This window comes from Shimia gijangensis, assembly GCF_900142085.1.
GTDB classification, from domain to species: Bacteria; Pseudomonadota; Alphaproteobacteria; order Rhodobacterales; family Rhodobacteraceae; genus Shimia; species Shimia gijangensis.
In genome coordinates this window covers 104,596-119,983 of record NZ_FQZQ01000003.1, presented here as the reverse complement: position 1 = coordinate 119,983, position 15,388 = coordinate 104,596, and the positions used below count along the sequence as shown (strand labels likewise).

At 55.4% G+C, this 15,388-nt stretch carries 11 protein-coding genes; 4 read left to right on the top strand and 7 right to left on the bottom strand.

Annotation, left to right across the window (positions count from 1 at the left end):
- Window positions 1–199: 199 nt before the first annotated feature.
- On the top strand, window positions 200–1,438 hold the full coding sequence (locus BUC32_RS03600) for an efflux RND transporter periplasmic adaptor subunit (RefSeq protein ID WP_073249533.1): 1,239 nt from the start codon (window positions 200–202) through the stop codon (window positions 1,436–1,438).
- Window positions 1,435–5,178 carry an efflux RND transporter permease subunit gene (locus BUC32_RS03595; RefSeq protein WP_073249531.1) on the top strand — a complete coding sequence of 1,248 codons (3,744 nt, stop codon included), beginning with the start codon at window positions 1,435–1,437 and terminating at the stop codon, window positions 5,176–5,178. The genes BUC32_RS03600 and BUC32_RS03595 overlap by 4 nt, the downstream gene beginning before the upstream one ends.
- A gap of 233 nt (window positions 5,179–5,411) precedes the next feature.
- Here the strand turns inward: BUC32_RS03595 and BUC32_RS03590 are convergent, their stop codons facing one another.
- From BUC32_RS03590 to BUC32_RS03580, 3 genes are all read right to left on the bottom strand, one after another.
- Window positions 5,412–7,235: an ABCB family ABC transporter ATP-binding protein/permease gene (locus BUC32_RS03590; RefSeq protein WP_073249529.1), complete on the bottom strand. Its 1,824-nt coding sequence runs from the start codon at window positions 7,233–7,235 to the stop codon at window positions 5,412–5,414.
- Between the two features lie 292 nt (window positions 7,236–7,527).
- A complete protein-coding gene (locus BUC32_RS03585) occupies window positions 7,528–9,453 on the bottom strand; it encodes a DUF3604 domain-containing protein (protein ID WP_083599237.1) in 1,926 nt (641 codons plus the stop codon).
- Window positions 9,454–9,859: 406 nt separating this feature from the next.
- Entirely contained in the window at window positions 9,860–11,200 is a 1,341-nt protein-coding gene (locus tag BUC32_RS03580; protein WP_073249527.1) for a LysM peptidoglycan-binding domain-containing protein, read from the bottom strand.
- 99 nt (window positions 11,201–11,299) lie between these two features.
- Between BUC32_RS03580 and BUC32_RS03575 the strand changes: the two genes are divergently transcribed.
- Window positions 11,300–11,851, top strand: coding sequence for an LOG family protein (locus BUC32_RS03575; protein ID WP_073249525.1), 552 nt, complete (start codon window positions 11,300–11,302; stop codon window positions 11,849–11,851).
- On the opposite strand, the gene rarD is transcribed toward BUC32_RS03575, so the two are convergent.
- From rarD to BUC32_RS03555, 4 genes are all read right to left on the bottom strand, one after another.
- Window positions 11,794–12,705 (bottom strand): EamA family transporter RarD, encoded by a 912-nt coding sequence (rarD, locus tag BUC32_RS03570; RefSeq protein ID WP_073249524.1) that lies wholly within the window; start codon window positions 12,703–12,705, stop codon window positions 11,794–11,796. The two genes, BUC32_RS03575 and rarD, sit on opposite strands and share 58 nt — an antisense overlap.
- A 62-nt stretch (window positions 12,706–12,767) precedes the next feature.
- A complete protein-coding gene (locus BUC32_RS03565; RefSeq protein ID WP_073249521.1) occupies window positions 12,768–13,550 on the bottom strand; it encodes an enoyl-CoA hydratase-related protein in 783 nt (260 codons plus the stop codon).
- Between the two features lie 108 nt (window positions 13,551–13,658).
- A complete protein-coding gene (locus BUC32_RS03560; RefSeq protein WP_073249519.1) occupies window positions 13,659–14,258 on the bottom strand; it encodes a superoxide dismutase in 600 nt (199 codons plus the stop codon).
- Window positions 14,259–14,369: 111 nt separating this feature from the next.
- Complete coding sequence (locus BUC32_RS03555; protein ID WP_073249516.1) at window positions 14,370–14,795, bottom strand: hypothetical protein; 426 nt, start codon at window positions 14,793–14,795, stop codon at window positions 14,370–14,372.
- Between the two features lie 185 nt (window positions 14,796–14,980).
- On the opposite strand from BUC32_RS03555, the gene BUC32_RS03550 reads away from it, so the two are divergent.
- Window positions 14,981–15,352, top strand: coding sequence for a hypothetical protein (locus BUC32_RS03550; protein WP_073249514.1), 372 nt, complete (start codon window positions 14,981–14,983; stop codon window positions 15,350–15,352).
- Window positions 15,353–15,388: the final 36 nt, after the last annotated feature.

Genomic DNA, 15,388 nt, shown 5'->3' with positions numbered 1-15,388 from the left:
CCCCCTCTTACAGCGAAGCAAACACAGTGCCAAGACCCACCGTTTGCAAAGACAGTCTGTTGGTTGCACCAAACGTTATGTACGTCTAAACTGAACCGATCAGTTCAGAAAAATTAAATTCGCGCTTGTAATTGGTACAGATGCAATTAAATCGCAACAAAACAAGACGACAAACAACAACAGACAGGGATTCCATCTGATGCGCATTGTGCCAATTCTTACCGCGGTACTGGTGACGGTTTTCCTTTTCTTCATTGTGGTGAAACGCGATGACCTGATGTCGTTTGCGTCGGCGGAGGCAGCTGAACCGGACATGAGTCAAAATCAGACGCCCGATGCCTCGGCCACAGAGACGCCCAAAACGAATTTGGTGCGGGTGATCGCGATCAGATCACAGTCTTCTCCTATCGGCAGCGCGGTCATTCTGCGCGGCCAGACCGAAGCGGATCGACAGGTCGAAGTACGCGCCGAAACCACGGCTCGGGTGATTTCAGCCCCCTTGCCGCGCGGATCGCGGGTATCGACAGGTCAAACCCTGTGCGAACTGGATCCTGGCACGCGTCAGGCCGCTTTGGGCGAAACCAAAGCCCGCCTGCTTGAAGCCAAAGCGCGGGTTCCTGAAACCAAGGCCCGTCTCGACGAAGCCTATGCGCGCCTAGAAGAGGCCGAGATCAACAACAATGCCGCCAAGAAGCTGTCAGAAGGCGGCTTTGCCTCTGAGACACGTGTGGCGTCTGCTCAGGCGGCTGTGCGTGCGGCGGAAGCTGGCATTCAGGCCGCAATTTCGGGTGTTCAATCATCTGAGGCCGGGATTGAAGGCGCCGAGGCCGCCGTGGCTGTGGCAGAGCGTGAGATTGAGCATCTGACCATTCGGGCACCGTTTGCGGGCCTGTTGGAGACAGACTCGGCCGAACTTGGCAGCCTGATGCAGCCCGGATCGCTTTGTGCCACCGTGATCCGTCTGGACCCGATCAAAGTTGTGGGGTTTGTCCCGGAAACCGAAGTTGCGCGCCTTAAGGTCGGCGCGTTTTCCGGCGCGCGATTGGCCACCGGTCAGGAAGTCTCTGGCCTGGTCACCTTTCTGTCGCGATCTGCAGACCAGACAACCCGGACGTTTCGTGTGGAAATTGACGTGCCAAACCCCGACCTCGCGATCCGTGACGGTCAAACCGCCGAAATCGCCATCAAAGCGGATGGCGCCGATGCGCATTTGGTACCGCAATCTGCGCTGACTTTGAATGACGAAGGCACCATGGGGGTTCGCACCATTGACGATCAGGGCCTGGTTGATTTCTCGGCGATCACAATCATGCGCGACTCGACGGATGGTATCTGGGTCACCGGACTGGCAGATCAGGCAAATGTCATCATCATCGGTCAGGAATATGTCGTAAAAGGTGTGCAGGCCGAAGCGGTCTTTCAGGAGGCTGATCAATGATCGGCATGGTCGACTGGGCCGCCGCCCGTGCGCGAATGGTGCTGGCCTTTATCTTCCTGTCGCTTGCGGTTGGGGGATACGCCTATAACACCCTGCCCAAAGAAGGCGAGCCGGACATTCAGATTCCGGGTCTTTTTGTATCCGTCCCCTTCCCCGGTATTTCCGCCGCTGACAGCGAAGCGCTGCTGATCAAGCCAATGGAAACCGAACTGTCCGATTTGGACGGTCTCGACAAGATGACGTCAACGGCGGCTGAAAACTATGCCGGTATTTTTGTCGAGTTCGATTTTGGCTGGGACAAATCGAAAACCATTGCTGATGTGCGCGACGCAATGAACACCGCCGAGGGCAAGTTTCCTGACGGTTTTGAAAAATACTCGATCAACGAGATTAACTTTTCTGAATTCCCGATCATCATCGTCAATCTCACCGGTGATGTGCCCGAGCGCACCATGTCGCAAATCGCCAACCGCCTGCAGGATCGGCTTGAGACGATGGAAGCGGTGCTTGAGGCCGGTATGGCGGGTGGGCGCGATGAGATGGTCGAAGTCATTATCGATCCGCTGCGGCTTGAATCCTATAACATCACTGCAGGCGAGCTGATCAATGTTGTGGTTAACAACAACCAGTTGATTGCAGCGGGTGAAATTGAGACCTCGCAAGGTAAGTTTGCCGTAAAAATCCCGTCGTCGTTTAACGAGCCACGCGATATTTACGACCTGCCCGTCAAAACCAATGGCGACCGGATCGTCACCTTGGGCGATCTGGCAGAAATCAACCTCACCTTTGAAGATCGTCTGGGCACTGCGCGCTTTAACGGCAAAAACACAGTCGCGCTGCAGGTGGTGAAACGCAAAGGGTTCAACCTGATCGACACCGCCAATCTGGTGCGTGAAGAGGTTGAGAAAGCCAGCGCTGACTGGCCGCCGGAAATGCAGGCCGCCGTTGAAGTTGGCACATCAAACGACCAATCGCGCATCGTTGGCTCTATGGTCAGTCAGCTTGAAGGATCGGTTATGACCGCGATTGCGCTGGTGATGATCGTGGTGCTGGCCGCTTTGGGATCGCGTGCCGCGCTGTTGGTGGGCTTTGCTATTCCGACTTCGTTCCTGTTGTGTTTTGCGCTGTTGGCCGCGATGGGCATCACCATTTCAAACATCGTAATGTTCGGCCTGATTCTGGCGGTTGGCATGTTGGTGGATGGCGCGATCGTGGTGGTCGAATATGCCGACAAACGTATCCATCAGGGCGTTGGCCCGATGCATGCCTATGTTGAGGCCGCCAAACGTATGTTCTGGCCCATTGTGTCGTCTACAGCGACAACGCTTTGTGCCTTTCTGCCGATGCTGTTCTGGCCCGGTGTGCCCGGTCAGTTCATGGGCATGCTGCCCGTCACATTGATCTTTGTTTTGTCGGCGTCGCTGGTGGTGGCGCTGATCTATTTACCTGTGATGGGTGGTGTATCTGGCCGTCTGAGCCGCAAGTTCCATATTGCTTCTGAATGGCTGCGCGAGCGCACATCATGGTGGGTACGCGCGGCCTTGGTTCCGCCCTCTCTCTACTTGATTTTCCTTGGGTCGATGCAATCGTTAAACCCCGGTTATCTGTTTGGCGGAGAGCCTGTTTCTTCCGGTGTGAGCAGCCTGCTCCCGGGGGTTCTGTTGTTTCTGGCCGGGGCGTTTGCGTCGTCCGTAACTTTGGACGCGGCCCGACTTGAGCGTCGTCAGAAAAAGGTCCGCGCCGGGCGTCAGTTGTCGGCATTCGGCTGGTTTATCAAGCTGATCGCGGGCAATCCGATCATGCCACTGGTGACCATTGCCGCCGTGATTGCCTTTGTGATTTCAGTGTTCGGATACTTCGGACAGAACAACAAAGGTGTGGAATTCTTCGTAGAATCCGAACCGGAACAGGCGATTGTCTATGTGCTGGCGCGTGGCAACCTGTCGTTGGATCAAAAAGACGATCTGTTGCAGCAGGCCGAAGACATTGTTCTGAAACATCCGGGTGTCAAAACCGCCTTTGCCTTTGCCGGTGAAGGCGGGTTGGACAGCAACACAGGTGGTGCGCAAGCCCCGAAAGATGCCATTGGTCAAATCCAGTTGGAGACCATTCCATGGGAAGATCGCCCCAATATCTATGAAAACTGGTTCACCATCCCGGTGATCAACTATGCGGTTCAACGCTCGGTGAAAGATCAGGCCTGGGATGGCAACACTGTGCTGGACGAGCTGGAAGCAGATTTGAGCCAGATCGCCGGTGTGCAGATCGAAATTCTCGAAGCCTCGCGTGGCCCGGCATCGGCCAAGCCTGTGCACCTGCGGGTCAAGGGCGACGATTGGGATGATCTGATCGAGGCCGCCACACGAGCGCGCGCCATGTTTGACGAAACTCCCGGACTTCAATTGACCGAAGACACGCGCCCCCTGCCCGGCATCGACTGGCAGATCAATGTGGATGTGGCCCAGGCGGGCCGCTATGGCGCGGATGTGGCCACTGTGGGCGGCATGGTGCAGCTTGTGACCCGCGGCATCCTGCTGGACACAATGCGGGTGGCTACCTCGGATGAAGAGATCGAAATCCGCGTGCGCCTGCCGGAAGACGATCGGGTGTTGTCGACGCTGGATTCACTTAAAGTTCGAACGGCGGACGGGCTGGTGCCGCTGTCGAATTTCACAACCCGCAAGCCGGTGGCCAAGCTGGCCGAAATCCGACGCGTCGATCAAAGCCGTTTCTTTGATGTCAAAGCCGGGGTCAAAAGCAACCTGATGGTGCTGACCAATTCCGAAACCGGCGAGCGCGAGGTTCTGGATGGCGACATTTGGAACACTGACACCGACCTGAAACAGGATTACACCGATCGAGGATTCACGGCGGTGCCGTTGAATGCCAATGAACGTATTGCGGTGTTGACCGAATGGCTGGACACCAAGCCCCTGCCTCCGGGCATCGAATGGGAGTGGACCGGAGACGCTGAAGACGAGGCCGAAAGCCAGGCTTTTCTGATGAGCGCCTTTGCCGGTGCGTTGGGACTGATGTTCATTATTCTGCTGGCGCAGTTCAACAGCATTTATAACTCGGTTCTGGTGCTATTGGCTGTGGTTCTGTCGACGGCTGGGGTTCTGATCGGCATGTTGGTGATGGATCAGGCGTTTTCGATCATTATGACCGGGACCGGCATCGTGGCGCTGGCCGGGATCGTGGTGAACAACAACATTGTTCTGATCGATACCTATCAGGAATATTCGCAATACATGCCACGCATTGAGGCGATTGTGCGCACGGCCCAGTCGCGCATCCGCCCTGTTTTGCTGACCACCATCACCACGATGGCAGGTTTGGCACCTATGATGTTCGGCCTGAGCCTAGATTTTGTGAATGGTGGCTATTCCATCGACAGCCCCACATCGCTTTGGTGGAAACAACTGGCCACTGCCGTTGTCTTTGGGCTTGGCATTGCCACGGTTCTGACGCTGGTGTTCACGCCTTCAATGCTGGCGTTGCGCGTGTGGTTCTCGACTTATGTAAGCTGGTTGGCGCGCCTTTTGGCACGCCTGTCCATGGGCCGCAGCAGCCGGGCTGCGCGTGACTGGGACCTGCGCCGCACGGCCCGCAAAGTCAAAGCCCCCTTGTTGTTGTGGGACGAACCAGAGCCTGTCGAAATTACAAAGGACGCCCCGGCATTGGACAGCCCGGATGACACACCTTCACCGGATGACAAAGGATTGCGTGCAGCCGAGTGATCGCCATCAGGCCAAGGGGCGCACCCTAATCCAGAGCAATCACGATGGCTGCTATCTCTCTTCTGAGAGGACGCGCCCCATGCCCGCTTGCCGGTTGTGCCTTTCATACGAAGGCGAAAGCTGGCTATGAAAATGCGGGTCAAGGCGCCTTCAAGCACTACGAACAATTGTCACCATGGTGATGGATGGCTGCGTCATGCCTGTTTCCGGGGACGCGAAGCCAAAAAACCGGGCTATGCCACCAATTCATCTTCGGATTGCTGACGAAGCCAGAGTTGAGCATAGCGGGCATTCCTGTCCAGAAGATCGGAATGCGTGCCCTCTTCGACAATCTGACCATTTTCCAGAACAATGATGCGATCGGCCTCGGCAATGGTCGACAGGCGGTGTGCGATGGTGATCACGGTGCGGCCTTCGCCAGCGCGTGCCAGCGCGTCCTTGATCTCCATCTCGGTTTCCGTGTCCAGCGCTGAGGTGGCCTCGTCCAACAATAGGATGGGTGGGTTTTTTAACAATGTGCGGGCTATGCCGACCCGTTGTTTCTCGCCGCCCGAAAGCTTGAGCCCACGCTCGCCAACAGCGGTTTCATAGCCTTCAGGAAGGGACTGAATAAAGTCGTGGATTTGCGCCGCACGAGCCGCATCTTCGATTTCGGCCATGGTGGCCCCGTCGCGACCATAGGCGATGTTATAGCGGATGGTGTCGTTGAACAGAACTGTGTCCTGAGGCACCACACCAATGGCGTCATGCAGGCTGGTTTGGGTGACATCACGTACGTCCTGGCCGTCAATCTTCAACGCCCCCTCGCCCACATCATAAAACCGGAACAACAGTCGTCCGATGGTGGATTTTCCTGACCCAGAGGCGCCCACAATCGCAATGTTATTGCCAGCGGGCACAGACAGGCTGACGCCTTTCAGGATAGGGCGTTCAGCATCATAGCCAAAATGCACGTTCTCAAGGGAAATCTCGCCGCCATTTATGGCCAGTTCCGGCGCATCTTTTTTGTCGGAAACCTCCGATGGCTGTTCGAGCAGATCAAACATTTCCCCCATGTCGACAAGGCTTTGGCGGATTTCGCGGTAAACCGTTCCTAGAAAATTCAGCGGCATGGTGATCTGGATCATATAGGCGTTGACCATCACAAAATCACCCACTGTCAGGGTGCCATTCTGCACGCCAATTGCGGCCAGAACCATAACTCCGACAAGGCCCGAGGTGATCAGGAAAGATTGGCCAAAATTCAGCGCCGCCAGAGAATAAGATGTCTTGAGCGCCGCGCGTTCATATCCGGCCATGGCCACGTCATAGCGGGCGGCTTCGCGGGCCTCGGCGCCAAAGTATTTCACGGTCTCAAAGTTCAGCAGGCTGTCGATGGCCTTTTGGTTGGCGTCGGTGTCCTGATCGTTCATTTCACGGCGCAGTTTCACGCGCCATTCGGTGACTTTAAAGGTGAACCAGACATAGGCCGCGATGGTGCCGGCCACGATGGCCAGATACCAGACGTCAAACAGCCAAAACAGAATGACAGCAATCATCAACAATTCCAGCACGAGCGGGCCAATTGAGAACAAAAGGAACCGCAACAGGAATTCAACGCCTTTGACGCCACGTTCGATAATGCGGCTGAGGCCCCCGGTTTTACGGGTGATGTGATAGCGCATCGACAGGCGGTGGATGTGCTCAAACGTCTCTAATGCCAGTTGTCGAAGCGCGCTTTGTGCCACTTTGGCAAAAATCGCGTCGCGCAGTTGCTGGAAGCCGTTGGTCATCAGTCGTGCCATGCCATAGGCAATGGTCACGCCAATCGCCCCAAGTGCCAGCGGTGGCACGCCTTCTCCTGCCAGAGAGTCCACGGCGGATTTGTACAAAATAGGGGTTGTCACGGCGATCAGCTTGGACGCCAGCAATGCAACCATCGCCAGCACAACGCGGTATTTCACCCAAGACTGGTCTTCGGGCCACAGGTATGGCGCGACATTGCGGATTGTGCGCCAACCCGAGCGTTTTTCATTGCGTGCCAATTCTTCGGCGGAGGCCGTGCGCCATTGAGACATGTGTTTTTCCTGTTCCCTGGCCACAGAGTTAAGCGTCCCTCAGGTCGATGACCAGAGGGGCGCGCAAAAAATGCTGATCAAGGCCGATTACTTTTGTCTTCGGGTTCAAATAATTGAGTAAAAAGTGTCAAATGTCTGATTTGTGTCCAGTGCGAAGGATGCTGAAATCGTACAAAGTAGTAATGCGTGCGGGAAGCGGTCATTCACTGCGGGACGTACCAAGGCCTGCTGTGCGAGTTTTCATCTTCTCCTTGCAAACAGGAGCGCAGGTTTCAGAGCGTCATTTGGAGTTTTACTTTGGTGTGACCCAAATGGGCGATGAATAGGCTCTTTCTTGTTGCCACGGCTTAAGATGGGAAGGTCGATCCACGCCAAACATCAGAGCATCAAATGTGGTCCAGCGCGGCGTCGGGATTTCCAGAACACGGACATAGTAAAACGCGCGTTGGCCCGGATCAAAATCGCGATCTTCCCAAAATGCCTCGAGAAATGGCGACCCTATTGAGTTGCGGTAGGTTGCGGTTTCGACATCGACAGTATTGCCAACCAGCGGCAGCTTGTTGTCATCTCCGACAACACGGTCATCTGACCACGCGACGTCAAAAACCTGTTCGTGCAAATCGCCAGTCTTTGTGCGCCACCCCTTAACGATCTGAACACGATCAAGATTGGCTCCATTAGGGTCACGCAGCGCCCGAACCAAAAGTTTCGGCGCGCGCGTTTGGGCGTCAGCGATTAAATCGCCGCCCATCGGCACTCCGTTTGCATAGCCAAATTTGGCAAAGTCGGAACGGGTAAGGTCATCTTCAGTAAAACCGAACCCTGCGAAAACGCGCACACGCATACGTGTGCCGGTTGTTGCAAAGACTTCTTTGCGCATGAGCGCGTCCCAAATCCCCTCGCGTGTGTTTTCACGCGCCCAGACGGCCGCAAGCCCGGCGGCTAGCCCGTCTGCATGGGTCAGGTCATCAGATGGGTCATCCGGAGTAAAACGTCCCGTGATGCGCTCTTCAAAGCGATGCGGATTGGCCGAAGGTTCAACCAGCGACACCTTGCCGAAAAAGTTGCTTTCCTGCGCTGTAGACAGGCCAGTATGAGAATCCGTTGATCCAACCACGCCAAATTTGAACGGGTTCACCCCAAAATCATCTTCATAGGCCATGCCGCGCTTCCATGCGCTGCGGGCATATTCTTTGGGCAACATATCGTTTGTCTTGGGTTCTGGCCCAAAGCTGCCTTTGTCCCAGGTTCCGTAGTCCGCGAAATCATCTTGTGGCGACAACAGGGGGTGTGCCTCTCCGTCGCCCTTGATCTGGGTGATCTCATAGATCGGTTCCCACCGCTGACGGCGCAACGCATAGGTGCGATCAATCGGCTCACCTGAAAGGGTGACATCATCAAACATCAGCCCGTTGGACAGGTTCCCATTGTGCGGGATTGCCAGCACCTGCCCTCCGGTCAGGCTTTCGTAGTTCTCAAGCCAGTCCCAAAGCGCCTCAGGGTCTTCGGAATCATAGGCACTAAACGGAATGATTTGGTCTGCCAGTGCTTTGCCATCCCGAAATATGACGTTCCGATGCAAGTTGTTGCCGTTTGGTCCAGACGTCCATTCATAGCCGATCAACGCGGTAAAGGCGCCCGGCTGATTGTGCTGTTCGGCAGCAGCCGTAACACGCGGCCACATGGCCTCGCTGAAGCCAGTTCCTGCAAGCGGGTCGGTGACGATGTTGAGCGCGTCTTGCATCCAGGTATCATAGGACAAAGCCCGAGATTCATCTGTACGTGGTGCGTAAATTTCGCTGATCTTGCGCCCCCACTCATTCTCCAGAAGGGCGGGGCTATCTTCTTCCAGCGCGATGGGCAGGCCAAGGTTTTCTGCATGGTCCGTCACCACCAGCCAATCTAGTGGCTGTTGCAAACGCGCAGGAATTCCATTGGACGATGTGATTTCTTCACCCTTGGCAAACTTGTAGGCGTCATCCGGGGTCAGAATTGCCCCAACCAGACCGGCATCTGCCGAGTAAGCAGTGTGCAAATGTGTATCCCCAAAAAAAACCTGATTTGGAAAATCGTCATTTATGTAAGGTGAATACTCGATTTTCTCAGTCGGCTGAGATCCCAGGTCACCCAATTCCTGGGATACGGCTTGATGAGCGAGGGAAAGAGTGCAGCCAAGAAAAATGACGTGGTAGATCTGATGAGTTGCAAAATTAGCCATTGTGAATTCCTGTTTGCCTACTTGGTCAATTGCAATTTTCTGTCAGCAGCACCGTACGACAGGCGAGACACAAATTCAGCATCTATCGATAGCAGGTACAGAAACAAAAAAGCTCAAACAATTGTGTCTATCATTCAAATTTTTGAGGGACCGTGATTGAAATGGGTCGACACCGTGAAACCGATAATGCGTGGAAATGCTTTTCAAATCAATCCTGCCATCGAACCTGACATTCACTGCAACGCCCACAAAGTTCGGCAAAGGGCCGGAAGTTGCCCATGCTGATAGTATGCCAAATGGCAGTTCTTCTCACACAGCCTTCATTGTCTCCTCAGAACCCGTCTGACAGGACCAGAGCCCACGTCACGGCACTGTCGACACTCACAATCATAGTTGCAGAGCTGGATCAGTTTTCTGGCAGTGCGAACACCTGACCGGGATAGATCAGATCGGGGTCACGAATGCGGTCACGGTTGGCGTCAAACACACGCACATACATGACACCGTCGCCATAACGTTCATCGGCAATCGCCCATAGGGTTGAACCGGGTTGAACAGTGACCACTTGCGCGTCTGCCACGGCGTCTTCGGTTGCGGCCTTCAGCGTTTCCTGATCTTCGCGTTTGAACGGTGTTTCAACCCGCGACACCACGGTTCCATCTTTTGCCACCTCGTCCACCCGCAGGGTGTAGACCCCGGTGTCGACGTCCGGCAGTTCCATGCGCCAATTTCCGTCCTCTTCAATCCGGGACGTCGTGACGGGCGTGTTGTCGAGGTAGACGCGCACAAAGCCTTCTTGACCGGAGCGGCCAGAAAGTTGCACTTCACCTGCCTCGGAATAGCTGATGGCATCCAAGGCAACCGTCGACATGACCTCGGGCGAGGCTTCGTTTGGCGCTTGCATAACGGTCACGCCAGACGGGTCTTTCAAAAGAACAGTCGTGGTGACCGGGGTTTCAGTGGCCTCAGCGGTTTCAGTGGTCTCAGTGGTCTCAGTGGTCTCTGCCTGCTCTGGAACCTCGGCGGTGGCAACTGCGGAGGGTTGTGTGGCCGCACTTTCTGCGGCGGGCTCTTCAGTCGGAGCAACAGAGGTGTCTTCGGTCGTGGCCGTTTCAACCGCGGTCTCTTCAACAGGCGTACTTGTCGGCTCTTGCTCTGGTTCCACAACCGAGGCAATCACAACTGGGGTCGCCGCGATAATGACAGTTGCTTCTGAGGCAAGCCCGCCCTCACCTTTTTGAACGAGGCTCATGACGCGCGCCTTGTCGCTGGCCTCAATGTTCAGAAAGCTCACAAATTTACCGGAGGCGTCGGTCGAGGTTACCGCCACTTCGTCGCGGTCGAGAATGATGGAAATTTCCACGCCGGGAGCAGCGATGCCTGCCACCAACGTGCGCCCATCGGGTTCCACACGTACCAGATCAAAGGTTGGAGCGATGGACGGTGGAACGGGTGCGGGTTCAGCAATGACAGGGGCCGCTTCGGGTTCGGTTTCCGGGGCAGGTTTGGCGACAGTTTCGGTCTCGGGTTCTGGAACTGGCTCTTTGGTCTCGGCCGGCGTCTCAGTCTCAACCGGCGCCACCGTTTCAGGCGTGCTGGTGACGGGGGCCGCCACAACCGGCTCTGGTTGCGGATCAGGAGACCGGAATACGCCGGTGGCCACAACAATCACGGCAACAATGGCTGCTACGGCAGCTCCGCTCGCGACGACGACGTTCCCCCCAAGGAAGGACGCAAATTTGCTCATGGCAGCATTTCCCCAGTTTCCGCCAGCCTTAACGGTTGAGAGACCTTATCAACCTGTCTAACACTGGTCAAAACAGGTTTGAACATATCGGGGAACTCCATGCAACAGCCATCAATCTGTGTCTTTTGCGGCGCACGTTTGGGCAAAAGCGCAACCTATCAGGCTGAAGCGGTCAAGCTGGGTGGCATTCTGGCCGCGCGAAACTGGCGGCTGGTCTATGGCGCTGGCGATATCGGCATCATGGGCGCCGTGGCCAATGCCACGCAGGCGCATGGTGGTGATACCTTTGGCGTGATCCCGGACCATCTGGTCAAATGGGAAGTCGGCAAGACCGATCTGACGCGCTATGTGGTGACAGAAAATATGCATGAGCGTAAAAAAGTCATGTTCATGAACTCGGACGCGATTGTGGTCTTACCCGGTGGTGCCGGATCGCTGGACGAATTTTTTGAGGTGCTGACATGGCGCCAGCTGGGCTTGCATGAAAAGCCGATCTTTCTGGTCAATGTCGAAGGCTACTGGTCGCCATTGACGGCATTGATGGACCATGTGATCGCCCAAGGTTTTGCGGACGCCTCGATCCTCGAATTCATTCAGGTGGTCGATGATGTGGACGCTTTAGAAGCCGCCCTTTTGCGGAGTTTTTCCTGACGCAAGGACGCATAGGTGTAGATCGCCAGTGACACCCAGATCATCGGGAAACTGACCGCGTGCCAGAACCCAAATGGTTCTCCAAAAATCGCTACGGCGCAGAAGAACTGCAGGGTTGGGTTCAGGTATTGCACCAACCCGACAGTCGATAATGGCGCACGCCGCGCGGCATAGGAAAACAGGATCAGAGGCGTGGCGGTGAAAACGCCGGAAAAGACCAATAGAGCTGCGTCCTGCCACGCATTGCCAAGGCCTCCGGTGCCCGAGGGGCTGGTGAGGATCAAAAAGAGGGCCAGAGGGCTGAGCAACAGAACTTCGCCGGTGACCGATACTACAGGGCCCATATCGAGCCCTTTCTTGATCACCCCGTAAAGACCAAAGCTTGCTGCCAGAACCAACGCGATCCACGGCAACACGCCCAACCCCACCGTCAGAACCACCACCGCAAAGGCGGCCAATCCCACCGCCAATTTTTGCAAGGCCCCAAGGTGTTCTTTAAAGATTACACGGCCCGCAATCACAGCCACCAGAGGAAAGAGAAAATAGCCCAAACTGGCCTCGACCGTACGGCCATTCCCCACGGCCCAGACAAACGTAAACCAGTTCAGTGAAATCATCAGAGCGGCCAGAAACACCGTCAAAGCCACGCGCGGGTGGCGCAAGGCGGCCCAAAGCACGGTAAGACGTCGCTGAAAGGCCAGGATCAGAACAAAGGTTACTGCAGACCATAGCGTGCGCTGCGCAATCACGTCGATCGCGGGAACATGAGCCAGCAGCTTCCAGTAAATCGGGCCCAGCCCCCAGATGGTACAGGCCGCAACCATCGCCAGAACACCCTTGGCCGCTTCGCTCATTGATGTTCTCCCGGATCAATGCAGCCACTGATGGCGTGGGACTGTGTCAAAGACAAGCCGCCTTAGGTGTCACCCCAGGTTTTTCTTTCTTCAGCTATGCGAAGTGGGTCCATAAAATGGCCTAGCATCGTCTCTGTGGCAGTTTCATAGGCCTGACCCAATGGCTGTTCGATCTGATCGTAAAAAGTTTGCTTGCCACTAGAAATGGCGGGGCCGTGGCGTGTGGACAGCGTTTTGGTAAAATCATAAACGGTGGCGGACAAATCTGCAGAAGACGTCACGCGATTGAGCAGTCCGGCATCTTGAGCCCAGCGGGCGTCATAGACCGCACCGGACAGCGCCATTTCCATCGCATGTTTGCGAGACATGGCCCGCCCGACAGCCACTGCGGGCGTGGAACAAAACCCGCCGTTGTTCACACCCGGCAGGCAGAACGTCGCCCGATCCGAGGCAAAGGCCAGATCACAGGCAGCGACGATCTGAAGGCCTGCGGCTGTGGCAATGCCATCAACCATGGCAACCGTCGGTTTCGGGCCTTTGGTCAGGCGCTGCATGGCTTCGGCACAATCGTCAAATAACTGGCGCAGATACGCCTTTCCGTCATCCGCATCGGTTCGGTGTTTTGCAATTTCCTTGAGGTCATGCCCGGCACAGAAGATGTGGCCGGGTCCATGGATCACGATGACCCGGACCGCATCATTGCCGCCCGCACGTTTCAAGGCGGCATTAAAGGCCGCAAGCATGGCGCTGGACAGGGCGTGGGCCGTGCCTGCGCCAAGGGTCAGGGTCAAAACACCGTCGATAAGAGTTTCAGCAATAAGGGCGTCTTCGGCAGCTTTGGTCATGGGGCGGTCCTCCTATGGCCAAATCATGACCCTGCCCTGCCCCAAGCGCAAAGAAAAACCCCGCGTCACGAGGGCGCGGGGTTTTCAAAAGGTAGATTGTGTTTGGAGTTACATGCGCGAAGCAACGTTTTCCCAGTTGACCAGTTTCTCAAGGAAGTTGGTCAGGTACACAGGGCGCTTGTTGCGGAAATCGATGTAGTAGGAATGCTCCCATACGTCGCAACCCAACAGAGCGGTCTGGTTAAAGCAAAGCGGGTTCACGCCGTTTTCGGTTTTGGTCACAGCCAAAGACCCGTCAGCGTTTTTCACAAGCCAGCACCAACCTGAACCGAACTGACCGGCACCAGCGGCTGCAAACTGCGACTTGAAATCGTCAACAGAGCCAAAGTTCTCGACCAGAGCTTTTTCCAGCTCACCCGGCATGGCGTTGCCGTTCGGGCCCATCATTTCCCAGAACTGGTTGTGGTTCCACAGCTGCGAGATGTTGTTGAAGATACCGTTTTGAGCAACAGACGTCGCATTATAGGTGCCAGTGATGATGTCTTCCATCGACTTGCTTTCCCACTCGGTGCCCGCGATGGCAGCGTTGCCATTGGTCACATAAGCGTTGTGGTGCAGGTCGTGGTGGAATTCCAGCGTTTCAGCCGACATGCCAAGATCGGCCAGCGCGTCGTGTGCATAGGGAAGATCGGGAAGTTCAAAAGCCATTGTCGGGCTCCTTTTTCTGTTCGTGCGGTTTCTGGTTACTGAATGCGAGAGGAAGGCGGCAAAGGTCAAGCGCAAACCGGACAACTTGCGGTTTTTGGCAGAGAAATCAGGCTATCGAGGCTTGCAGCTACCGGAAGCCACAAAGTTACCACCTGCACGGTCTGCGTTGTTGTAGTCTTCCAGCAAAGGCGCGGTGGCCGTGATATTGGCGCGCCCGGTGTCCTTGAGATAGGTCAGCGTATAATCAATACGTGGAGCAAAGCCGTGGCGTAGCTCAATCCGTTTGAGCGTCCATTTGGCGGTAAGTCGTTTGTCGTTGTTGGCCGTGACACGGGCCCCTATCGGGCCTGCGTGCGCCTCGTTGATAAGCGAGTCAAACACCGTCGCCTCGGTGCCGTCGGTAGACACCATTATTTGGCCCCGGATCCAAGCATCCAGTCGCTGGTTGGGAAAGGAACAGGACCATTGCTCGGCCAATGCATTGGTTGCAGGTAGCAGTGCGGTAACAAAGGCAACCGTCGCGATTGCAATTTTCATTTCTGTTCTCCTAAAGCTGGCCACAACCAAATTGATGCACACATAACTATGTGTGATCTGAGCTGCAGAAATCAATGCCAATTGAGTGTGAAAATCAAAGGGCTAACAGCAATTACTGGCTTTGCGTGATGGTTTCCATTTTCTGCGCACACATCTTCATCACAACTTTGGCTTTTGCGTGCTGAATGACAGCTGTCATCCTCTACCTCACCGGTTTTTGGCCTTTTCTGCATCTTTTAAGTCTTGTGCGTGGCGCTGGCACAAATGCCAGTGCCCTCGATTTGGCCAATCGGATCTATGCAGCCAGAAACCGTAATCGCTTTGGTTTTGCGATCATAAACGGGCTTGCAAGTGAATGTTTAGGGCACGCCCCGAGGACGTTCATTGCCCACCGACGCGCGCAACTTTCATGGCACAATCCCAACTTTGTCGTTGTAACGGTGCAGTTTTTCCGGCTTCGGCATTTGCTCAAGGTAGGCAAGAACCTGATCAGCAAACATCACCTTTTTACCTTTGGGTTGACATCAAACACGATTTTTTTGCCAATGATCTTGTAGGGCCCGTGACTTTGAACGGCGCACGAAAAGACTTCA